The organism is Colwellia sp. (assembly GCF_013214175.1).
GTDB lineage: Bacteria > Pseudomonadota > Gammaproteobacteria > Enterobacterales > Alteromonadaceae > Colwellia.
This window is the reverse complement of sequence record NZ_JABSPA010000004.1, coordinates 20,635-45,468: the sequence shown is the minus strand read 5'-3', so window position 1 is coordinate 45,468 and position 24,834 is coordinate 20,635. Positions and strand designations below refer to the sequence as shown.

Genomic DNA, 24,834 nt, shown 5'->3' with positions numbered 1-24,834 from the left:
CATGTCAGATAATATGTCAGAGAGTAAGTTAACGGAACTATTCCCTTTTACCCGTAACTATATCAATCGCAATGGCCATCAATATCATTATGTTAATGAAGGGCAGGGCTCGCCTGTTGTTATGGTCCATGGCAATCCTAGCTGGTCTTTTTATTACCGTAATCTAGTTAGCGAATTAAGTAAAAATCACCAATGCATAGTGCCGGATCATATTGGCTGTGGTTTCTCTGATAAGCCAGACGATGAAGGCTATGATTACACCTTAGCTAAGCGCATAGATGACTTAGCAGCGTTACTTGAGCATTTAGAAGTAAAAGAAAATATCACCCTAGTTGTGCATGACTGGGGCGGCATGATAGGTATGGGCTATGCTGCGCGCTATCCTGAACGTATTAAACGTCTGGTTATATTAAACACCGGTGCTTTTCATTTACCGAAAGCGAAAAAATTACCTCCGGCTTTATGGCTGGGTCGCAATACTTTTATCGGTACTGTACTGGTACGAGGTTTTAATGCCTTCTCAGGAATAGCCTCGGTTATTGGTGTAAAGCGTAAACCGATGGCAAAAGAGATACGCCAAGCTTACGTAGCACCTTTTAATAGCTGGCAGAATCGTATTTCTACTTTACGTTTTATTCAAGATATCCCATTAAAGCCCGGTGATAGGAACTATCAGCTGGTCTCTGACATTAGCGACAGTTTAGCGCAGTTTAACAAGTTACCTATGTTAATTTGCTGGGGCTTAAAAGACTTTGTTTTTGATAAACACTTCTTAGCTGAATGGCAACAACGTTTTCCACAAGCGCAAGTACATGCTTTTGATGATTGTGGTCACTACATTTTAGAAGATGCCAGTAATGAAGTTGTGCCCTTGGTAAGCGATTTTTTAAGTGCTAGTGAAGCCAAGCTAATTCAATAAGCATTAGCTCAATAAGAGTTAGTTTAATAAGCGTTGACTCATTATAGGCTTATTCAAAAGAGCTAACTCAATAGCAATTAACTCATTAGTGCTCATTTAAAAGGAAACGACACATGACAGAGACTTTGGACGTGTCCAAGCAAGCTAACTTATGTCGCCACCTCGCACACGCTGCAATAACAACGCCCAAGGCGTTAGCGGTTGCCGTGCAAAAAAGCCAACGAGGTCAACTCTACTACCGTGAAATTGATTTTGAAGCTTTGCACCAACAAAGTGATGCCATCGCTTATGCGTTAAATGCTTACGGCCTAAAGTCGGGCATGAAAACTGTGTTGATGGTAACCCCGAGTATTGAGTTTTTTGCCTTAACCTTTGCTTTATTCAAAGCAGGTATTATTCCTATTTTAGTTGACCCTGGTATGGGTATTAAAAACCTTAAGCAGTGTTTTGTTGAGTCGACACCGGATGCTTTTATTGGTATTCCCAAAGCCCATATCGCTAGAATGTTATTTGGCTGGGGTAAAAGCAGCGTTAAAAAGCTGTTAACAGTAACCGAAGCTGGTTCTGGCTATATTGCAGGTGCAAGCGCAGATATGTTTGCCTCCCTTATCGGTGGTATGAGTTTAACCGCGTTATTAAAGCGTTACCCGGTGAATAAAGGGCAAGCTTTTGAAATGGTAAAACTTAACGATGATGATATGTCAGCAATCTTATTTACCAGTGGCAGTACTGGTACACCTAAAGGTGTGGTTTATAGCCATAAAATGTTTGAGGCACAAATCACCGCGCTAAAAGAAGACTACGGCATTACGCCAGGCGAACGTGATTTAGCAACCTTTCCATTGTTTTCATTATTTGGTCCTGCATTAGGCATGGCATCTATTGTCCCAGATATGGACGCCAGTAAGCCGATCACCGCCAATCCAGACTTTATCTTTGCCGCCATTGAAAAATATCAATGTACTAATTTATTTGCTAATCCGGCACTGATCGAAGTATTAGGGCAGGCGGGTGCTGCTGATGTTTCAGCGACTAAAGCTTTGGCTAAGGCTTCAGTTAAGGAAGTAGTTAAGGAAATCACTAAGGCGCAAGTTAAGCTACCTAGTTTAAAGCGGGTGATTTCTGCAGGCGCACCAGCAACATTGCCGTCTATTGAGCGATTCACCCAATTACTTAGCGACAATGTCCCGGTACTAACTTCCTATGGCGCTACTGAGTCGCTCCCCTTGACTAAAATTTCCAGTGCCGACTTATTGGCAACCAGCCACATCACCGACAATGGCGGCGGTATTTGTGTCGGCAGTGCTGTTAACGGTGTTGAATTGAGCATTATCGCTATCAGTGAAGAGGTGATCGCAGCTTGGTCTGAAGAGCTAGCATTACCGGTCAACACAATTGGTGAAATCGTTGTTAAAGGCGATATGGTGAGTCATCAATACTATCATCGAGCTTCTGCCACTGCGCAGGCTAAGATAAGTGATGGCGATAGCGTTCGTCATCGTATGGGCGATTTAGGATATCTTGATGAAGCTGGCTTATTGTGGATGTGTGGACGAAAAGCGCATCGCGTTGAAACCGGAACCAATTCAAAAAGAAAAACCTTATTTTCTATTCCATGTGAGCGAATATTCAATACCCATAGCTCAGTGAAACGTAGCGCTTTAGTGGCGGTAACCATTTACCAGAAGAGTGTGCCCTTACTTTGCATTGAGCTAACAGATGAAGCTAAACAAGATGAAAACTTTGATGAATCAGCGCTGTTTTCAGCGTTAAAAAGGCTAGCACTGGCGCATAAACAAACAGCTGCTATTTCTCATTTTTTAATCCATGAAGACTTTCCCGTTGATATACGTCATAACGCTAAGATATTCCGTGAAAAACTTGCCGTGTGGGCTCAAGATGAACTCGATTAATACTGGCTAATTCTCACCTTATAAGTAGTAACCTATAATCAGTAACCTTTAAAGAGCATATTACTAGAGCCCTCGATGAAAAAAGATAATAAAAACAGCTATACAGATAGCTATACAGATAGTGATACTAGCTCAGCAATTACCGCGAGCTTTAATCAGGCTGTTAAAGCGCCACTGAGCGAACTAGCACAGCAGTCTCAGCATGTCTTTGTTACCGGTGCTGGCGGGTTTTTAGGTAAAGCCATTTGTCGATTACTGCGTTTGGAAAATATTAATGTTACCGGTTTTGCCCGCGGTCATTATCCAGAGTTAAGCCAAATGGGCGTTACTATGGTGCAGGGAGATATTACTGATTATGCTCGCCTTAGAGAAGCGATGCAATCCTGTGACCTGGTGTTTCATGTTGCTGCTAAAGCTGGCGTCTGGGGCAGTAAGGACGATTACTTCAAACCGAATGTGCAAGGCGCTGAAAATATAATCCGTGCCTGCCAAGAGCTTGCCATTACCCGTTTAGTGTATACCAGCACACCGAGTGTGACTTTTGCCGGTATTGATGAAGCCGGTATTGATGAATCACAGCCCTATGCCGATAACTTTTTAAATTATTATGCTGAGTCGAAAGCACTAGCAGAGCAGTTAGTGCTAGCTGCATCACATGGCTCAGCAACTGATTTACTCGATGATAAACAGTTAAAAACAGTCGCCTTACGTCCACACTTAATTTGGGGACCAAATGACCCTCATCTTGTGCCACGTGTACTTGAACGTGCCCGAGCAGGCAAGCTAAAACTTGTTGGTAAAGAAGATAAACTGGTTGATACCATCTATGTGGATAATGCTGCTTATGCGCACATCCTAGCGGCGTTAGCTTTGGCGAAACCTCAAGCGAATTGTATCGGCAAAGCTTATTTTATTAGTAATGATCAACCCATCACAATGGCGGCTATGCTCAACAACATTCTTAATTGTGTTGATTTACCGCCAGTGACAAAACGCATACCTAGCTCAGTGGCTTATGCTGTTGGTGCCAGTTTTGAGTGGCTTTATAAACTATTGAATAAAAAACAAGAACCAATAATGACCCGTTTTGTCGCTAAGCAGCTTTCTACCAGTCATTATTTTGATATCAGTGCCGCTAAAAAAGACTTTGGCTATAAGCCGCTAATCACGATTGAAGAAGGCATGATACAACTGAAAGCCTCGTTACTTGCCAAATAAATCACGCACTCAATAAATTATCAAATTAATTAAGTAGAAAACTAGACTAAGCAGGCAATCAGTTAAGTAGAAAATAAGCTAAGCAGAAAATAAGTTAATCAGGAATTAAGTTAATCAGGAATTAAGTTAAATGAGTAAAATTTACCATCATCCCGTACAAATATATTATGAAGATACCGATCACTCAGGTGTGGTTTATCACCCTAATTTTCTTAAGTATTTTGAACGTGCTCGTGAACACGTTATCGACAGTGATAAGTTAGCTAAGCTTTGGGCAGAAAAGGGCTTAGGTTTTGCGGTTTATAAAGCTAATTTAATCTTTCAAGATGGCGTTGAATTTGCTGAAATTTGTGATGTTCGCACAAGCTACCAATTTGATGGTAAATATAAGACTTTATGGCGACAAGAATTATGGCGCCCTAATGCGACTAAAGCTGCGGTTATTGCAGATATTGAAATGGTTTGTTTAGATAAACAAAAGCGCTTACAACCGATCCCAGAAGAAATTCTTACACCATTTTCTTAAAGTATTGTTGTAAAACACTATATTACAGTGAGTTATGAATTAATCTCAGCAGTGAGTAAGTTAAATAACAAAAGCCAAACAAATACTTGTTTGGCTTTTGTTATTTATAAACCACCGGCTAAGTCTAGAAAGTTACCGGTAGAAAAAGATGACTTATCACTGGCTAGCCAATAAATGGCTTCGGCTACCTCTTCCGGCTCTCCGCCTCGCTGCATTGGAATAATACCCTTTAACCGCTCAATACGTTCAGGCTCGCCGCCATCGGCGTGCATATCGGTGTAGATTAAACCAGGACGTACACAGTTAACGCGAATACCTTCAGCAGCAACTTCTAGTGACAAACCTTTGGTTAAGGTATCTATTGCGCCTTTTGATGCCGCATAATCGATGTATTCATTGGGTGAACCTGAGCGGGCAGCGCCCGAAGAAACATTGACAATAACACCACCTGAACCGCCGTGGCGAGTAGACATACGTTTTACTGCCTCTTTGCAACACAAGAAATAACTCGTGACATTATTGGTTAATATTGAATTAATACGCTCAGCCGTCATATCCTCTAAGCGAGATTGTTTTTTCAAAATACCGGCATTATTAACTAATATATCGACAAAGCCTAATGTTTTATCGACAGTTGAAAATAGCCGTTCTACATCCTTTTCGCAAGATACGTCGGCTTGTACGGTAATACATTGACCGCCACTAGCGGTGATAGTCATAGCTAGTTGAGTGGCTGATTGTTCATCGGACTTATAATTAATACAAACAGCGTAGCCTTTATTGGCAAATAGCTTGGCTGTTGCGGCGCCAATGCCTCGACCAGCACCAGTGATAATTGCTACTTTTTCTTTGCTCATTATCCAACCTTTCAGATTCTAATATTCGATCACTATATTCGAATCATTGCTCAATGTCGACACGGTAATTAGGCTTGATAGGTGAGACATAATAAAATTTTTTAATATGTCTCAATTTAACTCGACCCGAGTAAGCCCAGCGCAAAGTTTGCAGTGAATGCAATAAGCTTTGTTTGGTGAGTAAGGGTCGAACAATGGCACAAGGGGGCTCAACCTAGCTCTGATGATTTACGCAGTACATTCACTTTGATATTAAGCGTGTTAAAGTTCGTTAAACTGCTCAAGCCATTCAGTAAAAGAATTAGATACTTTTGTCACTGTGCCTAAACCATAGTTATAAAACCATACGGCGACATCTATTTGCTGACTTGCACACTCGCTAAGTTTGAAACAAAACATATTGCCCTTACAATCAGAGGCAAATAAAATATGCCCTTTTGGCATACCACTCATTTCATATAACTTTGATAGTGAGGCTATATCCTCTAGGCTTAAGAAGTCTTGTACTTCAGAAATATCGACGCCTAAATCACATATTTTAGTTAATACATTTGGCGTGTGCACCAAGCCATAGGTAGATATTAAATATTTAAATGTATCGGGTAAAAAAGTATTTAATTTTGCTTCAAGCTCGACAATATCATCACGCTCTATTGGTACCATGGCATTTTTACTGCCCCAATTTTTTACAAAGAGATCAATGCTATCCATTTAGGAATACTCCAATACAACAAACGCCCGGGTAGAGGCTAAATTAGCCCGCTATCATAGCGAAGAATAAGCAGAAAGCTAGCGAATACTGGCTAGATATTATTATCTTCAGTCCAATCCTTAAGTTTCTCTAATATATCGAGTGCACTACGACCAAACTCGGTGATTTCATAAGTGACGGCAATGGGTCGAGTACAAATCACTTCTCGGTTAACCAGTCCTTGGCTCTCTAATTCTTTAAGGCGTTGGTCGACCATTTTTTTACTGGCACCACCAAGCATGCGCGACAGTTCATTAAAACGCACCGGCCCATCTTTGACATGCCATAGAATTGATGCCTTCCACTTACCTCCTAATATTCGCATACCCCGCTCAATTGAACAGGGTTCTGCGCAGCTATCACTATTTATTTTTATATTTTTATTCTTTGTTTTTAAAGTGTTTTTCATATTTATTTCAATCAAATTAACGTGGTTACTAAAAGTATACTGGTTGCTTTAATTCTCCACGCTATCATAATGTAGCACAAGAACCAATGATAACTTGTTATGCATTAACGAAAGCTAATACAGCTTTAAGGAAAAATCGATGTCCATGCTCGTCTCTTACGATCCAATTAATCAAGAAGCACTGGGTGAAGTGCCAATAACGACCGCTGAAAAAATGCCCGCCGTTGTACAACGAGCGAAGAACGCACAAAAGGCATGGGCTGCGTTGTCCCTAAACGAGCGTCACCAGAAAGTGATATTGGCATATCAACAGCTAGTTAAAGTACAAGAGCCACTGACATTGTTGATTAGTAAAGAAATGGGTAAGGACCATCGCAGAGCAGGTTATGAAGTGGCTGGTACCGTACAAAATACTGATTACTTTTGCCAAGAAATTGTCCACGCTTTTAAACCAGAGTCTCAGGGCCATGGCATTGAATTACAATATCGCCCTTTAGGCGTAGTAGCCGTTATTTCTCCTTGGAATTATCCACTCGCCATGGCAAATAATCTACTGTTGCCGGCATTAATGGCAGGGAACAGTGTGGTGTTAAAACCGTCGGAAGAAACGCCATTAGTGGCTGATCTTTTTGTAAAAACTCTTAATAAAGTATTGCCTGAAGGGGTGTTACAAGTAGCTCATGGCGACGCTGCCACTGGAAAATCTTTGGTCAGTGCCGATATCAATATGGTGGCATTTACTGGTTCGCTAGCTGCTGGAAAACACATAATGGCCAGCGCCGCATCATCGCTTAAACGCTTGGTTATGGAGCTAGGAGGTAATGATCCAATGATTGTTATGGCCAGTGCTGATATTGATAAAGCGGTGCAGTTTGCTGTAGCCAGCTCCTTTGAAAATGCTGGGCAGATGTGCACTTCCACTGAGCGAATATATGTCGATGCACGTATTGCTGATGAATTTGAACAAAAGGTTGTCGCACTTGCTCGTCGTTACCAAGTGGGTCCGTGGGATCAACAAAATGTCAACATAGGCCCTATTGTTAATAAAAAACAGCATCAAAGTGTTGTTGAACAGCTTAAAGATGCTCAGCAAAAAGGCGCTAAATTTTTGTTAGGCACGGCACACTATGAGCTGCCTTTTATTCAACCGACTGTCGTTACAGATATAACGGATGATATGTGTTTAGAACATGACGAAACCTTTGGTCCTATAGTTGCCATTAGCCGTTATGAGCAACTATCAGAAGCGGTTGCGCGTGCTAATGCCAGCCCTTATGGTTTAGGTGCCACTGTATTTGGTGGTGCGGGCGCTGCAGCGGTTGCGGAACAAATGGAAGCCGGCATGGTGGGTGTGAACCAAGGTGCCGGTGGCGCAGGGCCATGGGTAGGTGCTAAGCAAAGTGGTTTTGGTTTTCATGGCACAGCCGCCGGTCATCGACAATTTACTCAGGTACGTATTATTAGCAAATAAGGTCGATAAACAATGTAAGGGGGCTGTCTTGATGAAGCCTTTTGAGCAAAATAAATAATGATAAGAGATAATTGAAAGAGATAAGTATGAAGCTAGAGAAAGACACCAAAGATAATTTTTTTGTGGTAGCGTTAGAGCCGGGTGCTGAAAACCCATCATTACCAGCATGGGGTAACACCGAGCCAAATCCAGTAAGATTTAGTGAAATCTACGACAGTGGTCAAGTTGAACGCCATGAATTGACACAAGTACCTGGGGCATTTCAGCTCTTTAACGTATTGTCTAAAGCCGAATGTGAAAGTCTAATAGCTATCAGTGAACAACTTGGCTTCTTGCCCGATGCGCCAGTATCTTTACCGCGAAGTGTCCGTCATAACGACAGTTTAACATGGATCGTCGATGAACAAACTGATGGCACTATTTGGCAGCGTATTGAGCACTTAATGGATGATAGACAGGGTATTTTTGGCGGCGACAAAGCTGTCGGCATTAACGCGCGTTTTCGGTTTTATCGTTATGGCCAAGATGATTTTTTTAAACCCCACTCTGATGGAGCTTGGCCAGGTAGCCGTATCATAGATAATGAGCTTATTGTTAATGCTTTTCCCGACCGATATAGTCAAATGACCTTGTTAATCTTCCTTAGTGAAGACTTTCAAGGCGGAGCTACACGTTTCTTAGTGAATGCTAACGAGCCAAGTTTACCTGCAAAAGCGGGTGATGCTGTGGTAAACGTCGATGTTCGAACACCAGCGGGTAGCGTATTGTGTTTTCCTCATGGTATGCATCCATTGCACTGTATCCATAGCTCAGTGCCAATTACTCAAGGCGTTAAATATATTATTCGCAGTGATGTCTTGTTTACCTTGTAGGCCGACATAGCTGGCATTCATTTAAGCTATTAAAGTAAATAACCTGAGCTCTGGATAAGCAATATTACACAACAAAGCTATTTTAACCGCTATCAGCGTTATTTTTACTACCAATAGCCAGCTATTGGGTACTTAAAAATGCCTTGATAATGGCTAAACTATCATCATTGTGTATAACTTGTAATTTACTATTTAAATTTCATAGTGTTATTACATTCATTACCCAGAGTTCAGGTTAAATAAGAAAAATAAAGAGATTAATCTGATGAGTTAGTTATTGCAGGAGTTCAAAGCATACTTGCTGATACGGGTGTAGCCGATCAATAGTGTCTACTTTTTATCGGCAACACCAGCTAAATTAGAAGGCAGTTTTCCATTGTTCAGTGTCTATGAACCAGCGTTCTTCATTGATTTTATCGCCTTCGAACTTAAACAATACTGACAACTGTGAGGCTGCAATCTTGTCTGATTGCCATTCAACAATAGAGACAACTTCATTTTTTCCTTCAAGTTGCCGAAGTTCTGTGATTTCGAAACCTGGAGGAAGAATTGTTCCAAGACCATTTAAGGCGGAACGAAACTGCTGCCGCCCGACTAAAATGTCAGTTTGTCCGGGCATGATGAAGGTCATCTGTTCTGTGTAGTCAGTCACTAAGGCATCAAAATCTTGAGCGCCAACGGCATCACAACCACGTTGTATTATACCCAAGCGACCTCAATATGCAGGATTCAGCTGGAATTAGAAACGTCTTTAGGCAAGGCATTGATTGAAGAGAATAGTTATTCTATTGTCGAAACCAATAACGATGGATAAAGCGTTTCTAAGCCAGCCTTTCTGGGACGTCTGAGCAAATCATGCTCATCGTTGAATATTTCATTAAGGGAACAACCATTAATGAAATACAGGCCTTGATCATGAATCGCTCAGGCGTCCTGAAACGAGCATATTGAAGTAGCTTGGGTATATATCTGCTAAGCTCATTGCTTCTCCTCCTATATTATTTAGTACAAGCTAACTATAGGAGGTCTCAACTACTTGTGGGGCAAGTTGTGGGGCAAGCTGAAAATTAACTAGCCAAATAACTGGGGTTTTGTCGACTCTAGCCTGACAAAACAGTTAGGTTAATTTGCCTAGTTATTTTCTTTGAGTGTCGTTTATTATGCTTGTAATGCCATGGCTGCCATCTTCATCGTGCTTTCAAATGATTCTGCACCGGCAATAAATAAACCATTATGGCAAAACATAGCATCATCAATGCCAGTTACTTCTTTAAGTGCTTTATCGGATAAGCCAGCCCAAGGTTTAGGTAACGACTTGCGGTCTTCGAATGAGCCTGGTTCAACGGGTACTGTTTGAATGCGCCATGGACCAGAGCCAGATGGGTACACCATATATAAAGCTTCTGTTGATAACGCATGAACGGTTCTTTTCCACGGAGTATATTTTTCTAAAACAATCACTCTTGGATCAGCGGCATTCTCAATAGCTTTAGCAACAATAGCTTTTGCACTAATGCCACCGTTAGCAGAAGCAATGAAACGTGTTAATACCCGCGAGGCAAAATCAACGGCTTCATCAAAACAAGTATCATAATGACTATCTTCTTGCCAAGTTGGGTTAAACATTGAAATAGTTTGGCTAAGGCTAATTCCTTGAGCAACGCCTTCGACATGACCACAATCAATAGCATCAATGGTTGAGACGAGATCAGCATCAACGGAATTTGCTAGCTCTTGGTTGCCCTGACATATTTCTACGCCATATTTCTGCCAAATTAAACCAAATGAAGAATAAGGAATACCATTTTCGCGTTGACCGGCACCACCACGTTGATGATGATCAAAACGGCCTGTATCCGGGTCATAGACACCACCGACATCAAGGACAATATCAGCCTTGGCGATAATATCTAAATCACGGGTGCGAATAAGGTTAAAAGAAGGGAAAATGCATTTTAGTGCAGCGATACTGAAAACATCATCCGCATGAAAATTACCGTTGTGAGTTGCTATCGTTTTATCATTCATTTGTTTTGTGTCACGTTAGAAAGAGATAAGAGGGTACATTAGTTAAATTTTACTGCTTTAGACTTTGCCATTTCGGAGTAGTCGTTTTTAAAGGTTTAATAAGTAAAATTATAGGGCGGATTCTATACCAAGACAGCGAACAAAAATAGCCAACGGCTTGGTATGTTTTATTTAAAAGATAGTTGGCATTAGCTATTGAACGAGAAAATAGAGTCCAAAGCCTAAACCTAAATACATCATTAAAGCAAAAACACTACCAACAATATTTAAAGCCGTTGATATACCAAAAAATTGGAAAGTCAACACACAAGAAAGTGCTTTTGGTCGTGATTGAAAGGAATGAAAATATTTGAATTCGGTTAACTTAGCGGCTAATGACTGATTACCTTTAATCTCATTATCAATGGTTCTGTCGTAAGCAAAAGCGACACAATAAAATAACATTAAAAAGGCTAAAATGGATTCCATAACTAAATATCCTGGTTTGGGTCTAGCCTCCAATAAGAGGCAAAAATTGTTGACTAAATTCTTGGTTAAATCGTTGGCTAACTTGTGGTTTAAACTAGTAGCGAATGAATGCAGCTAGCTGTATTTATTCGTTTGGGCTATTAAAAATAGAAGAAAATTTACTATGTTAAATCAGTAAATCAGTAAAAATTACATTTTCTCTATACGTTCATCTATACATTCATCTGAGCCCATTTCAAACTCTCGGCAAATCCATGGTCGATTTTCATAGATAGAGCACAGTAAAGTATCTCGATTCAGCGCTGAACACCAGCCATCATCTAAGCGCAACATAGATTCATTGCCATATAAATCAACAGAAATATGTCGATCAGGTACACCTGTTTCGGAAATGATCATCACTTCTGAACTACAACAACATGCTTGACAGTTTGCACAAGTAACTTCGGCAACAGGTAAATTTTTTACTTTAATGATCATAAACAACAATAAATACAATAGTCAGTAGGGTAGTTAATAGGATACTCAATAGTAGAATATCCCTCCAATTTATAGAGTCAGACGTTAGCCATAAACAGTTTTACTTTTTAGGGGCTAACGCTATTATTTGGCTCAGATATAGCAAGAGTGCAGAAATACTTGCACTCTTTCACCAGATTATATCAATCGGTGAGAGAAATTAATGCTTATATTTCTACATAGCCAAGCAGGGGCAGGGTATTGAAAAAACGTAATTGGTAATCAGTATTTTGATTATCAGCCTCTTGATTATCTTTTTTGCTTGCTGGCTTTTTAGACCTTAAAGAGATGGCAATACGGTGCTCTTGTTTTTCATCCATTGCAGTGGTTGGGTAAACTAACCAGCTGCGCCATATTCTAGGTTCATCAACTCTGTGCTCGGCAAAGCTTAAACTTATATCTGCTTTGATAGTGAATAAGTCATTATGTTTTTGCACTGTATCGTTAATGTTGAAGCTGAAATCTTTAAGCGGTATCGCTAAACCTAAGCCCCAAGCTTTAATGTAAGACTCTTTTAAGGTCCAATAATCAAAAAATCGATTACGTTGTTGTGCAACAGGTAAGGCAAAAAGTTCCTTGCTTTCTTTCGGTGAAAAATAACGTTCGGCAATGGCTAATACATCATTGCTACGACCGGTATTTTCAACGTCACAGCCAATGTCATCTTCAAGGGTTACTGCACAAATAATGAGGTTTTTGGTATGGCTGATATTGAAGCGCAATGGTAGCGGACAATTTATTATTTCTGGTTTATCTTTTTCACCTTTTTCAAACTGCCAATCTTGTGGCGCTATATCAGCATAATAAGACAATAAATCACGAATAAAAGCGCGCGTGATTAAAGCATCGTGCCTGTCTTTAGCAAACTTATATCGTTGTTGCTTTGCAGTCTCTTTACTGGTTAGTAATGTTGCGTAAGTTGTTAACAGCTCATCATTGCCCAGTAACTCCTCTGGCTTAGTCATCCATAAATGAATTTCATTGTTCGCTAGGGGGAGCTTTTGTTTTGACCGAGTTGCAAGGTCAGCTTGAGAAAAAGAGGTCATAAAAGTATCGGTAGCTTGTATTGTTTATTTGACGGGTGATTAATGTCCGATGAGGCGTGATTTTATCATAAAGAATAACGGGGGGATTTGTTTTTATCAGTTTTTTTGAACTTGTTTGATCCATGGGGAAATGGCTAGTTGTTAACAGTGGTAACCACTTAGCGGAATTAGCTATTAATAGTACAGATATCTTGCCAACTGGTCGAACAGATGAGGTCAGACCTCAGCTTATTTAAAGGGTAATTGGGTATCGGGTGATTGTGTTGGGTTTGAAACCTGTGTATATTAGCCGCGATAAGTTATTGATTATGCCTATTTACTCATGAAAATTTACCGATAAGAGTCTACGGATAAAAATGAGCAAGCAACCTAAAAGTACTACCCTGCAATACGCTAATGCGGTTACTACGCCCCTTGAACATGAGCTGAGCGCTTTTATTCATGCGGATTTTCCCTTAAGCGATATCGGAATGAAAAATGTCTAAGCAACACGCTAATGCGACTACTACGCCAGAGATGAGGGCGTTTATCCATGAGTCCGACTTACCGACAGCTGTTCTCGCCCGTTTATTAAAAATTTCAGAATCAACCGTACGAAAATGGCGTAAAAGAGAATCCCTAGCGGATGCCTCGCACGTACCTAAGCAGTTAAATACCACCTTAAGCGAAGCGCAAGAATATGTTGTTGTTGAGCTTAGAACACGTTTATTACTGTCTCTTGATGAATTACTCGCGGTGAGCAAACAGTTTATCAATGTCAATGTTTCCCGTGCCGGTCTGCAACGCTGTTTAAAACGCCATGGCGTTTCTCGCCTTGCGGATATGCAAGACAGTGGCGAAATGCACGATGCTGATAGTGCCAGTGATGCAACCGTGGCAGTGGCAATTGAAGATACCAAAGAAAACAAATTGCTAGTCTCTCAATTATCACCCTCAGCGATGCGTGAGGTATTAAATAAAAGTAATAATTTATCAGCCGATGAAGTAGTGCAGATAAAAGTGACCCAATTACCGCACTTTGCCGATAAAAGCAAAGTCAAATCAGCAACGGCCGATGAAGATAACAGCTCACAACAGCGCCGTTTATTAATTGCCAATGATCCCAGTTCCAATTGGGTTTATGTAGATATTTACGATGGTAATGAGCGAGAAGCCGCCAGTCGTTACATGAGTTATGTACTCAACAAAGCCCCATTTCATATTCGCCGCATTTTAGCGGGGAATTATGCCGAATTTTTAAGTCGTTTTCGTTTATTAAATGAAAATCCTGATGAGGCCAGTGCGCTGACTTCATCTAGTGATGATCATGATATCGATAACGAAGATGCAAACAAATATTAACAGTAGAGTAATTAAAATGGCTAAAAAGCAGCAAAAATCATTAGAAACTGTAGCAAAAACAACAAATATTGATAACGAAGAGCAAGCGTTTAACTCTCGTTTACAAGAATGTCCTATAGCCGTTATTGGCATGGCTTCTATTTTCGCCGATGCAAAAAACCTAGAAGATTACTGGGACAATATTTTTGAGTCTGTTGATGCAATTAAAGATGTACCGAGTGATCGCTGGGCGATTGATGACTATTATAATAGCGATCCAAAAGCCGCAGATAAATCCTACTGTAAACGTGGTGGCTTTTTACCAGAAATTGACTTCGACCCAATGGAATTTGGTTTACCGCCAAACATTTTAGAATTAACCGATATTGCCCAACTATTATCACTGGTAGTTGCGCGTGATGTTTTAAATGATGCTGGCATTGGTGATGGCTCAGGTTATGACCGAGATAAAGTCGGTATTACTTTAGGGGTCGGCGGTGGTCAGAAACAAATCTCACCCTTAACATCTCGTCTGCAAGGTCCTGTTTTAGAAAAAGTATTAAAAGCTTCAGGGGTAGACGCCGAAGATCGCGCCATGATCATCGAAAAATTCAAGAAAGCTTATATTGGTTGGGAAGAAAATTCATTCCCAGGCATGTTAGGTAATGTTATTTCAGGTCGTATTGCCAACCGTTTTGATCTTGGCGGTACTAACTGTGTGGTTGATGCGGCTTGTGCCGGTTCATTAGCTGCAATTAAATTAGCGATTTCTGACTTATTAGAGCATCGCTCTGAAGTAATGATCTCTGGTGGTGTTTGTTGTGATAACTCACCATTTATGTACATGTCATTCTCAAAAACACCAGCGTTCACCACAGGTGAAGATATCCGTCCGTTTGATAATGACTCAAAAGGCATGATGATTGGTGAGGGTATTGGCATGATGGCCTTTAAACGCTTAGAAGATGCTGAGCGTGATGGCGATAAAATTTATGCGGTTCTTAAAGGTATTGGTACATCGAGCGATGGTCGTTTCAAATCAATTTACGCGCCACGTCCAGATGGACAAGCAAAAGCATTAAAGCGTGCTTATGATGACGCAGGTTTTGATCCAAGAAGTTGTGGTTTAATTGAAGCTCATGGTACTGGCACTAAAGCCGGAGATGCCGCAGAGTTTGGTGGCTTAATTAAGCACTTTGGTTTAGATAACGAACAAAAGCAGCACATTGCTTTAGGCTCTGTTAAGTCACAAATTGGCCATACTAAAGCCGCTGCCGGCTCTGCTGGTATGATTAAAGCCGTGTTAGCACTACATCATAAAGTATTGCCAGCGACCATTCATATTGACCAACCAAATACTTCGCTAGACATCGAAAATAGCCCTATGTATTTGAACAATGAAACACGTCCGTGGATGGCGCGCGAAGATGGTTTACCACGCCGCGCTGGTGTTAGTTCATTTGGTTTTGGTGGTACTAACTACCACATGGTATTAGAAGAATATACGCCAACTGCACAAGGGCAATACCGTTTAAACGCTGTGCCACAAACAATTTTAGTGACGGCGAAAGATGAACCAGCACTTATTGCAGAGTTACAGCAATGGCAAGAAAAACTTAGCACAGTTGCAGATGCTCAACCTTATGTCTTTAACGCATTAGTTACAGACTGTGCATTGCAAACACCTGCCGAAGATCTAGCGCGTTGTGGTTTTGTTGCTAAAAATGCTGATGAAGCTATCAAGATGATTGAAGCGGCGCTTAAACAATTTGTCAGCAAAGCGGGCAGCGACAGCTGGTCAGTACCGACCGGAATTTATTACCGTAAGTCAGCAATAACAACCAAAGGCAAAGTGGTGGCACTTTTCTCTGGTCAAGGCTCACAGTACGTTAATATGGGTCGCGAGCTAGCTTGTAATTTCCCAAGCGTGATGCAAGCAGCGCAAGATATGGACGTGGAATTTGCTAATGCAGGTTTAGGCCAATTAACGCCAACAACTTACCCAATTCCAGTCTTTAGTGATGACGCGCGTAAAGCACAAGATGAAGCCTTACGTTTAACACAACATGCACAACCTGCAATCGGCACTTTAAGTGTTGGCCTTTATAAAACTTTCACTAATGCAGGTTTTAAAGCAGATTTTACTGCCGGACATAGTTTTGGTGAGTTAACAGCGCTTTGGGCTGCTGGTGTATTAAACGATAGTGATTATATGATGTTAGCGCGCAGTCGTGGTCAAGCAATGGCTGCTCCTGAAGATGCAACTATTGATACTGGCACCATGATTGCTGTAGTTGGCGCTCCTGAAAAAGTAGCCGCTGATATTAAAGACATCAAAGATATTTCAATTGCGAATTACAATTCTAATAATCAAGTGGTTGTTGCCGGCGTAACTAGCCAAATAGCCATTGCTATTGAAGAGCTGAAAGCGAAAGGCTACAAGGTTGTACCATTACCAGTATCGGCAGCGTTCCATACGCCATTGGTTGGCCATGCACAAAAACCATTTTCTGATGCTATCGATAAGGCTAAATTTAATAAACCTGTGGTACCTGTCTATTCAAATGGCACGGCAAAAGCGCATTCAAATAAAGCAGCGGATATTAAAAAGAGCCTGAAAAAGCATATTCTAGAATCGGTGCATTTTAATGAAGAAATTGACAATATCTATGCAGATGGTGGTCGAGTATTTGTTGAGTTTGGTCCTAAAAATGTTTTAACCAAGCTAGTTGAAAACATCTTAAAAGATAAAGATGATGTAGTAGCGATTGCCGTTAATGCTAATCCAAAGAAATCTGCTGATATGCAAATGCGCCAAGCCGCTGTGCAAATGGTAGTACTTGGTTTAGAGCTGAATGACATTGACCCATACTCTGCGGTTAAACGTCCTTTAGCTGCACCTAAAATGTCACCACTCGCTATGAAGCTTACCGGTGCCTCTTATGTTAGTGCTAAAACCAAAAAAGCGTTTGATGATGCTTTAAATGATGGTTGGAAAATTAAACAAGCAACGGCAGTGCCTGTTGCTGTGCCAGCGCCGCAAGTTAAAATCATAGAAAAGATTGTTGAAAAGATAATAGAAGTAGAGCGTATTGTTGAAGTTGAGAAGATTGTTTATGTGAACGCCGATGGTAGTGCCGCTGACGGTAACCTGAACGCCGCACCAACTGGCAGTGATGCAAATGGTTTAGTGAGCAGTATTGAGCGCAGCGTTAGTCAGTTTGTTGATCATCAACAACAGTTATTAAATGTCCATGAGCAATACATGCAAGGGCCAAAAGACTACGCTAAAACGTTTGATGCGGTACTTAACGCTGTGGCCAGTAAACAGGAAGAACCAGGTGAGTTACCTGAAAGTTTAGATCGCACTTTAGGTATGTATCATGACTTCCAATCAGAAACGTTACGTGTTCATGAGCAATACCTAAATAATCAAACCGATAACATGGCGGCCATGTTATCTTCTGCTGAAACAAATGCACCAGCAGCACCAGCTCCGGTTGCAATTAAAACAGCCGAAGTGAAAGCGCCAGTAGCTGCACCAACAACTCCAAAAGTAGCGCAAGTTACACAACCAGCGCCAGTAACTCCTGTTGCTGCTCCGGTAGCGCACACGCCAGCGCCGATTCAAAGCGTGGCAACCGCTGCTGCGCTTGCACCAGTGGCTGAAATCTCAGTAGCGGTTTCTGCACCTGAAACATCAATAGACCTTCAACAAATTCAAGTAGTGATGATGGAAGTAGTAGCTGAGAAAACTGGCTACCCAACTGAAATGCTTGAGCTTGAAATGGACATGGAAGCCGATTTAGGTATCGATTCCATTAAACGTGTTGAAATCTTAGGCTCAGTACAAGAAATCATTAGCGATTTACCTGAACTTAATCCTGAAGATCTAGCTGAGTTACGTACCTTAGGCGAGATTGTTGACTATATGAAGTCAAAGGCTGAATCAGTTGCGCCAAGCGCGCCAGCACTTCACTTAGTCGATACAACAGTTGCTGCAAGTGCACCAGCCATTGATTTAAAACACATCCAAAGCGTGATGATGGAAGTGGTTGCAGAAAAAACCGGTTACCCAACTGAAATGCTTGAACTTGAAATGGACATGGAAGCGGATTTAGGTATCGACTCAATCAAACGTGTTGAAATCTTAGGTGCTGTGCAAGAAATCATTACCGATTTACCTGAGCTTAACCCAGAAGATTTAGCCGAGTTAAGAACACTAGGCGAAATCGTTAGTTATATGCAAAGCAAAGTATCAGCGGCTCCTGTAGCTATTGCTAGCGCGCCAGCCAATGAAAGTGCGCCAGTTAATGCAGCTGCTCCAGCCATTGATTTAAAACACATCCAAAGTGTGATGATGGAAGTAGTTGCTGAAAAAACCGGTTACCCAACGGAAATGCTTGAACTAGAAATGGATATGGAAGCCGACTTAGGTATCGACTCAATCAAACGTGTTGAAATCTTAGGTGCTGTACAAGAAACCATCCCTGATTTACCAGAGCTTAACCCAGAAGATTTAGCTGAGTTACGTACCTTAGGTGAAATCGTATCTTACATGCAAAGCAAAGTATCAGCGACTCCTGTAGCTGTTGCGAGTGCGCCAAGTGCGCCAGCAGCGCCAACAATCGATTTAGCTCACATCCAATCAGTGATGATGACAGTAGTAGCCGAAAAAACCGGTTACCCAACTGAAATGCTTGAGCTTGAAATGGATATGGAAGCGGATTTAGGTATCGACTCAATTAAACGTGTTGAAATCTTAGGTGCAGTACAAGAAACCATCCCAGATTTGCCAGAGCTTAACCCTGAAGATTTAGCTGAATTACGTACCTTAGGTGAAATTGTAAGTTACATGCAATCTAAAGTAGCAGCGACGCCTGTTGCGGTTGTTAGCGCGCCAGCTAATGAAAGTGCTCCAGCCAATGAGAGTGTAGTTAGCATTGACCTTGATTACATTCAAAGCGTAATGATGACAGTAGTAGCCGAGAAAACCGGTTACCCAACTGAAATGTTAGAGCTGGCCATGGATATGGAAGCAGACTTGGGTATCGACTCTATTAAGCGTGTTGAAATTCTAGGAGCGGTGCAAGAAACCATTCCTGATTTACCTGAACTTAACCCAGAAGATTTAGCTGAATTGCGCACTTTAGGTGAAATCGTAAGTTACATGCAATCTAAAGTTGCACCGACCGAGCCTACGCCACCGGCAACTAAAGCCGCGCTGCCAGTAGCTGAAAAAACGAGTGAAGTTAGTGCCAGCTTTCAAGGTGCGCCAAGTGCGACAGTGGCGTTGACCGCATTATCTTCAATTAATAAAATTGTTCAAGATGTTACCGGTAATGGTGGCGCTAATGCGCTAATCGTCGATGACGGTACTGGCGCAGCGGTTGCCTTAAGCGCCAAGCTTATTAAAGCCGGTTGGCAGGTCACGGCATTAAAACCTAACTGGGTGGTAAGTAGCTCGAAAAAAGCCTTTAGCAAAGCAGTGAATGTTATTGAAATTGGCACCAGCGAAAAAACACTTGATGAAGCACAAATTAAAGACATCATCGAGAACAACGAACAACTTGATGCAGTTATTTATCTGCAAAGCAAACAAACCGTTGCTGCAATTGAATACCCTGAAGCGGCAAAACAAGGCTTAATGTTAGCTTTTGTTTTAGCTAAATTGTCTAAAGTAAAAGCTGCTACGAAAGCACGTGCTTCATTTGTTGTGGTAACACGTCAAGGTGGCGCGTTAGGTTTTGCTAATGACCAAGTAGATGCAAATGTTAAAGCTGATTTAGTTCAAGCAGGTCTAGCGGGCTTAGTTAAAACCATCAATCACGAATGGAACGCAGGAAATGATTCTGTCTTCTGTCGAATCGTTGATTTATCAAGTAAGTTAGCCGCTGATAAAGCCGCGACTATCATCAATGATGAATTACTTGATATCGATACTGCAACCATAGAAGTTGCTCACGATACTGACAACCTTAGCAATAACCTAGGTTCTCGTTTAACGTTAACCGGTGTTGCAACTGACAGCTATGCACTTGCAAGTGGCTCAAGTATTGACAACGACTCAGTATTTTTAGTTAGCGGTGGCGCAAAAGGCGTAACCGCTCATTGTGTAATTGAAATTGCTAAACGATATCAGTCTAAATTTATCCTATTAGGTCGTTCATTATTTAATGATAATGAGCCAAGCTGGGCACAAGGTGTTACTGATGAAGTGGCTCTGAAAAAAGCCGCGATGCAAGCACTGATTGCCGCAGGTGATAAACCAACGCCAGTGAAAGTGACGCAATTTGTTCGTCCAGTATTGGCAAACCGTGAAATTGCGCAAACATTAACGGCTATTAAAGCTGCTGGCGGCCAAGCACACTACGTTGCTGCAGATGTGACTAACAGCGAAAACGTAACGGAAGCCGTTACTCCATTAGTGGCTAAATTAGGTACTGTTACTGGCATCATTCATGGTGCTGGCGTATTAGCCGATAAGTTTATCGAGCAAAAAACGTTAGAAGAATTTAATGCGGTATACAGCACAAAAATTGATGGTCTGTTATCGCTACTAGCTGCTACCGAAGAAAAGAATATTAAACACCTAGTTTTATTCTCATCAGCTGCAGGTTTCTACGGTAACCCAGGACAGTCTGATTACTCTATTGCTAATGATATTTTAAATAAAACCGCGTATCGCTTCAAAGCGTTAAACCCAAGTGCTCAAGTATTAAGTTTTAACTGGGGACCTTGGGATGGCGGCATGGTAACACCTGAGCTTAAACGTATGTTTAACGACCGCGGTGTTTACATCATTCCGCTTGATGCTGGGGCAAAGCTGTTAGTGAGTGAATTAGCGGCGGATAATAACCGTTGTGCACAAATTCTTGTTGGTAATGACCTTTCTAAAGACCAGGCAGAAGGTGGCTCTGTAAAAAAGCCACAAGTTAGTCGCTTAACAATAAGTGTTAATAAAACACTTTTAGCGACTAACAATGCCTTTCTAGCTGACCACACTATTGGTGATGATCAAGTATTACCAACAGTGTGTGCTATTGCCTGGATGAGTGAGGCGGCGACAGCTGCCTATACTGGTTTTCATTATCAAGGTTTAGATAATTATAAGCTGTTCAAAGGCATCATCTTTGATGGCAATGAAGCAACTGATTATCAAATTGATATGACGGCAGAGCTTATTAACGACAATTTGATTGTCGATAGTAAAATTTCAAGCGTCAATGCTGATGGTAAATTGGTATTTCATTATGGCGCTCAGCTGACCTTAGTGAACAAACTTAAAGCCAATCCTGAGGTTAACTTAGTTATACCAACATCAGGTGAAAGTGCCGCGGCACTTTATACCAACGGCACGTTATTTCACGGCCCAAGCTTACAAGGCATAAGTGAAATACTTGAGTGTAATGACCAAGGCTTATTATTAAGCTGCCAAGTACCAGAAATCGCCAGTGCTAAGCAAGGTGACTTCGTTGTGCCATGTTTAGGCAATATCATTGGCAAAAACCAAAGTAATATTTTCGCCAATGATATTGCTTACCAGGCAATGTTGGTTTGGGTTAAAAAACAGCTTGGCTTAGGCAGTTTGCCGTCAAGTACGCAAAGCTGGACGGTATATCGTGAAGTAGCCGTAGGCGAGCGCTTTTACTTGCAACTTAACGTGGTGAAAAGCTCAGCTAAGGGTAAACAACGTGGCTCTTTAGTTGCCGACATTCAAATGATTGATGAAAATATGCACTTGTTGAGTGAGATAAAATCAGCCAAAGTTACCGCCAGCGCCAACTTAAATGATTTGTTTTTACCTAAAATAACGCCTAAAAAGGGCAAAGCTAAGGCAAGTGCTTAATGGTGACTTCTAATTATAAAAGCGCCATTATTGGTTTAGATGCGCAATTTGAAAACCAACGCACAACTCAAGATAATATTGACTGTGTTGAACGTGCCCTTTACTTGGGTAAGAGCCTAGGTAAAAGTTTAACGAAAGGTCAAGGTGCTACAGTAGAAAGCACCCTTGAACTTAGCTGTTTAGCTGCCGTTGAGCGAATGGCGCTTGCTAACCAAGTTCCGTGCGCTGATATCAAGGTTATCGTGCTGGCACAAAACGGTACTAATCAAGCAAAGCCAACAATCGATATTGATAATGCTATTGTGGTGAGTTCATTAGCCAAGGCAATGTTACAACTTGATTTGTTTATTGCTCAAAATGCCTTAGTGGCCGTCGTAGGTATTGAGTTCGGCGTTAACCTAGCTAAAAGCGTTACTTCGAATGAATTAGCTGCAGAACCATTAGCTACTAACAGTTTTGATGAATCCTTTACTGGCTATCAAAACTGTCATGGTATGGCCGCATTGTTATTTTCATCGGTAAATTTTGCGCAAAGTAATAACAGTTATGTTTACTCATGGCTAAAAGGCTTTGCCGTTGGTGATGAAGTTACTAACTTTACTGAGGTGAGCAAGGTTGCTGCATCAGCACTAGATAATGCTCAAGTTAGCGCTAATGATATTGGTTTGTTAGAAGTTTCCGCCTTGGCGGATAGTAAACTTGCCATGGCAGAGTCTAGTGGTTTAATTGCCAGTTATGTCCATAACGAAAAACTAACCACGGCAGTTTCTTGTGCTCGTAGCGTTACGGGTGAGGGCGAAGGCTTTTCACAAGTATTCGGCTTACTACGCAGCGTTATTGCCTTGCAGCAACGTTATATTCCGGCCATTAGTGATTGGCAGCAGCCATTAGCAAGTGAACTACAAAGTTGGCAAGACTCAAGTTTTTACCTAGCTACCGAGGCTAGACCTTGGTATCCACACTCAAATGGCAGCGCTCATCTTGCTGCTTACAGTTGTTTGGCGACTAATAATAATTACTGTCACCTGGTCTTAGCAGAAAATAAAATCAGTGTTGCCGGTGAAAAACACCCGAGCCAAGATATTCGTCACAATGGCTTTATTGCTTGTAGCGAACTGAAAATGATTTTAGTGCCAGCTGATTCTCAACAAGCTTTGCTGGTAAGGTTAGCTGAATTAATCGTTGAAGTGACAGCTGAAGAAGACAGCGCTCAACCATCATTAAAAAACCTAAGCTTAAAAGAAATGGCTTTAAGCTGTTTTAATCAAGCTCAATCAGCAAACAGTCGATACACCGTTGTGCTGCTAGCTGAATCTAAAGAAGAGTTGTTAAAAGAGCTTCAATCAGCACAGTCAGGAATCGATACGGCATTTGCACAGCAAAAAGAATGGCGTACCCCGAAAGGCAGTTTCTTCACGCCTGTACCGGTGAACGAGCTTGCCACTGACAAACAAACAGCCGATAGCGAATCAATAAACAATAATGTCTCGTTTTTATACCCAGGTATTGGCGCTACTTATGTTGGCTTAGGTCGTGATTTATTCCATTTATTTCCCGAAATTCATCAGGACGTAGCCGGTTTAGCAGATGATATTGGCGCTAGTTTAAAAGATACGTTATTAAACCCGCGCACTATTGTTCGCCCTAGCTTTAAAGAATTAAAACAACTTGATTTAAACTTGCGCGGTAACTTAGCTGATATCGCCGAGGCAGGTGTTGGTTTTGCTTGTGTTTTTACTAAGGTATTTGAAAACGTCTTTAAAGTAAAAGCAGATTATGCAACTGGCTATAGCATGGGCGAAGTTAGCATGTATGCAGCGCTTGGCGCATGGCAACAACCGGGTTTAATGAGCGCACGTTTAGCCAATTCGGATACCTTTAATGAACGTCTTTGTGGTGACTTATTAACATTGCGTGAGCATTGGGGGTTACCTGACCTTGCTGCAACTAATAATCAAACTGAAAAAGCGAATGAGCTGATTTGGGAAACTTATACCATCAAGGCAACACTTGATGAGGTTATCAAAGCCAGTGAAGGTGAAGAGCGAGTTTATTGCACCATCATCAATACCCCAGACAGTTTGCTGCTCGCAGGTTATCCCGCAGATTGTTTACGCGTGATTAAAAAGCTTGGTGTGCGCGCCATGGCTTTAAATATGGCCAATGCTATTCATAGTGCGCCAGCCAAAAAAGAATACCAAGACATGGTTGAGTTATACACCATGGACGTAAATCCACGTTTGAAAACCAAGATGTATTCAAGTTCGTGTTATTTACCTGTGCCACAGCTAAGTAAAGCTATCGCCCACAGTGTCGCTAAATGTTTATGTGACCGAGTAGATTTTCCTCGTTTGATTAATACCATGCATGACAAAGGTGCCCGGGTATTTATTGAAATGGGTCCGGGTCGTTCATTATGTAGCTGGACCGACAAGATTTTGGACTCTGCTGTTCAAGGTGCGGTCGAAGGTGATACTGAAGGTACAGCGCAACGTAAATCACGTGTTGCTGTGCCAGTAAATGCTAAAGGTACCAGTGACGAGTTAACGTATTTAAGAGCTGTGGCTAAGTTGATCAGCCATGGCGTGACGCTTGATATCAAGACCTTATTTAAAGGCTCGATAATCGTAACAAAAGCTAAAAAAGAATTATAAAACTTTTCGAGGAA

At 41.4% G+C, this 24,834-nt stretch carries 18 protein-coding genes; 10 read left to right on the top strand and 8 right to left on the bottom strand.

The annotated features are described in order from the left end of the window. Position 1 precedes the first annotated feature (1 nt). The 4 genes from HRT55_RS11500 to HRT55_RS11485 all read left to right on the top strand — a co-directional run bounded on the left by HRT55_RS11500 (position 2) and on the right by HRT55_RS11485 (position 4,576). Entirely contained in the window at positions 2 to 919 is a 918-nt protein-coding gene (locus HRT55_RS11500; protein WP_291621412.1) for an alpha/beta fold hydrolase, read from the top strand. A gap of 113 nt (positions 920 to 1,032) precedes the next feature. Next, on the top strand, positions 1,033 to 2,832 hold the full coding sequence (gene oleC / locus HRT55_RS11495; RefSeq protein WP_291621410.1) for an olefin beta-lactone synthetase: 1,800 nt from the start codon (positions 1,033 to 1,035) through the stop codon (positions 2,830 to 2,832). 75 nt (positions 2,833 to 2,907) lie between these two features. Beyond that, positions 2,908 to 4,050 (top strand): 2-alkyl-3-oxoalkanoate reductase, encoded by a 1,143-nt coding sequence (oleD, locus tag HRT55_RS11490; RefSeq protein ID WP_291621409.1) that lies wholly within the window; start codon positions 2,908 to 2,910, stop codon positions 4,048 to 4,050. A gap of 130 nt (positions 4,051 to 4,180) precedes the next feature. Beyond that, positions 4,181 to 4,576 (top strand): thioesterase family protein, encoded by a 396-nt coding sequence (locus HRT55_RS11485; protein ID WP_291621408.1) that lies wholly within the window; start codon positions 4,181 to 4,183, stop codon positions 4,574 to 4,576. A gap of 104 nt (positions 4,577 to 4,680) precedes the next feature. Here HRT55_RS11485 and HRT55_RS11480 read toward each other — a convergent pair whose 3' ends face one another. The 3 genes from HRT55_RS11480 to HRT55_RS11470 form a co-directional block, all read right to left on the bottom strand. Continuing rightward, positions 4,681 to 5,433: an SDR family oxidoreductase gene (locus HRT55_RS11480; RefSeq protein WP_291621406.1), complete on the bottom strand. Its 753-nt coding sequence runs from the start codon at positions 5,431 to 5,433 to the stop codon at positions 4,681 to 4,683. Positions 5,434 to 5,694: 261 nt separating this feature from the next. Then, entirely contained in the window at positions 5,695 to 6,144 is a 450-nt protein-coding gene (locus HRT55_RS11475; protein WP_291621404.1) for an SMI1/KNR4 family protein, read from the bottom strand. A 92-nt stretch (positions 6,145 to 6,236) separates the two neighbouring features. Continuing rightward, on the bottom strand, positions 6,237 to 6,593 hold the full coding sequence (locus tag HRT55_RS11470; protein ID WP_291621402.1) for a helix-turn-helix domain-containing protein: 357 nt from the start codon (positions 6,591 to 6,593) through the stop codon (positions 6,237 to 6,239). Positions 6,594 to 6,732: 139 nt separating this feature from the next. On the opposite strand from HRT55_RS11470, the gene HRT55_RS11465 reads away from it, so the two are divergent. Together HRT55_RS11465 and HRT55_RS11460 are read left to right on the top strand one after the other, a co-directional pair. Next, complete coding sequence (locus HRT55_RS11465) at positions 6,733 to 8,064, top strand: aldehyde dehydrogenase (RefSeq protein ID WP_291621400.1); 1,332 nt, start codon at positions 6,733 to 6,735, stop codon at positions 8,062 to 8,064. An 86-nt stretch (positions 8,065 to 8,150) separates the two neighbouring features. Beyond that, a complete protein-coding gene (locus HRT55_RS11460; RefSeq protein ID WP_291621398.1) occupies positions 8,151 to 8,936 on the top strand; it encodes a 2OG-Fe(II) oxygenase in 786 nt (261 codons plus the stop codon). 358 nt (positions 8,937 to 9,294) lie between these two features. Here HRT55_RS11460 and HRT55_RS11455 read toward each other — a convergent pair whose 3' ends face one another. The 5 genes from HRT55_RS11455 to HRT55_RS11435 form a co-directional block, all read right to left on the bottom strand. Beyond that, positions 9,295 to 9,645, bottom strand: coding sequence for a nuclear transport factor 2 family protein (locus HRT55_RS11455; RefSeq protein WP_291621396.1), 351 nt, complete (start codon positions 9,643 to 9,645; stop codon positions 9,295 to 9,297). 449 nt (positions 9,646 to 10,094) lie between these two features. Next, on the bottom strand, positions 10,095 to 10,964 hold the full coding sequence (locus HRT55_RS11450; protein ID WP_291621394.1) for an MYG1 family protein: 870 nt from the start codon (positions 10,962 to 10,964) through the stop codon (positions 10,095 to 10,097). A 192-nt stretch (positions 10,965 to 11,156) separates the two neighbouring features. Next, the gene (locus tag HRT55_RS11445; RefSeq protein WP_291621392.1) at positions 11,157 to 11,432 is read right to left on the bottom strand and encodes a hypothetical protein; all 276 of its coding nucleotides are present in this window, start codon (positions 11,430 to 11,432) and stop codon (positions 11,157 to 11,159) included. A 189-nt stretch (positions 11,433 to 11,621) separates the two neighbouring features. Continuing rightward, the gene (locus HRT55_RS11440; RefSeq protein WP_291621391.1) at positions 11,622 to 11,912 is read right to left on the bottom strand and encodes a YkgJ family cysteine cluster protein; all 291 of its coding nucleotides are present in this window, start codon (positions 11,910 to 11,912) and stop codon (positions 11,622 to 11,624) included. 206 nt (positions 11,913 to 12,118) lie between these two features. Next, positions 12,119 to 12,997 (bottom strand): 4'-phosphopantetheinyl transferase superfamily protein, encoded by an 879-nt coding sequence (locus HRT55_RS11435; RefSeq protein ID WP_291621389.1) that lies wholly within the window; start codon positions 12,995 to 12,997, stop codon positions 12,119 to 12,121. Between the two features lie 356 nt (positions 12,998 to 13,353). Between HRT55_RS11435 and HRT55_RS11430 the strand changes: the two genes are divergently transcribed. From HRT55_RS11430 to HRT55_RS11415, 4 genes are read left to right on the top strand one after another with little or no spacing between them, the layout of a single operon-like run. Continuing rightward, positions 13,354 to 13,482, top strand: coding sequence for a hypothetical protein (locus HRT55_RS11430; protein WP_291621386.1), 129 nt, complete (start codon positions 13,354 to 13,356; stop codon positions 13,480 to 13,482). Then, the gene (locus HRT55_RS11425; RefSeq protein ID WP_291621384.1) at positions 13,475 to 14,338 is read left to right on the top strand and encodes a helix-turn-helix domain-containing protein; all 864 of its coding nucleotides are present in this window, start codon (positions 13,475 to 13,477) and stop codon (positions 14,336 to 14,338) included. Before HRT55_RS11430 ends, HRT55_RS11425 begins: the two co-directional genes overlap by 8 nt. 16 nt (positions 14,339 to 14,354) lie before the next feature. Further along, the gene (locus HRT55_RS11420) at positions 14,355 to 22,166 is read left to right on the top strand and encodes a type I polyketide synthase (protein WP_291621383.1); all 7,812 of its coding nucleotides are present in this window, start codon (positions 14,355 to 14,357) and stop codon (positions 22,164 to 22,166) included. Continuing rightward, a complete protein-coding gene (locus HRT55_RS11415) occupies positions 22,166 to 24,820 on the top strand; it encodes a PfaB family protein (RefSeq protein WP_291621382.1) in 2,655 nt (884 codons plus the stop codon). The genes HRT55_RS11420 and HRT55_RS11415 overlap by 1 nt, the downstream gene beginning before the upstream one ends. The last annotated feature ends 14 nt before the right edge of the window (positions 24,821 to 24,834 follow it).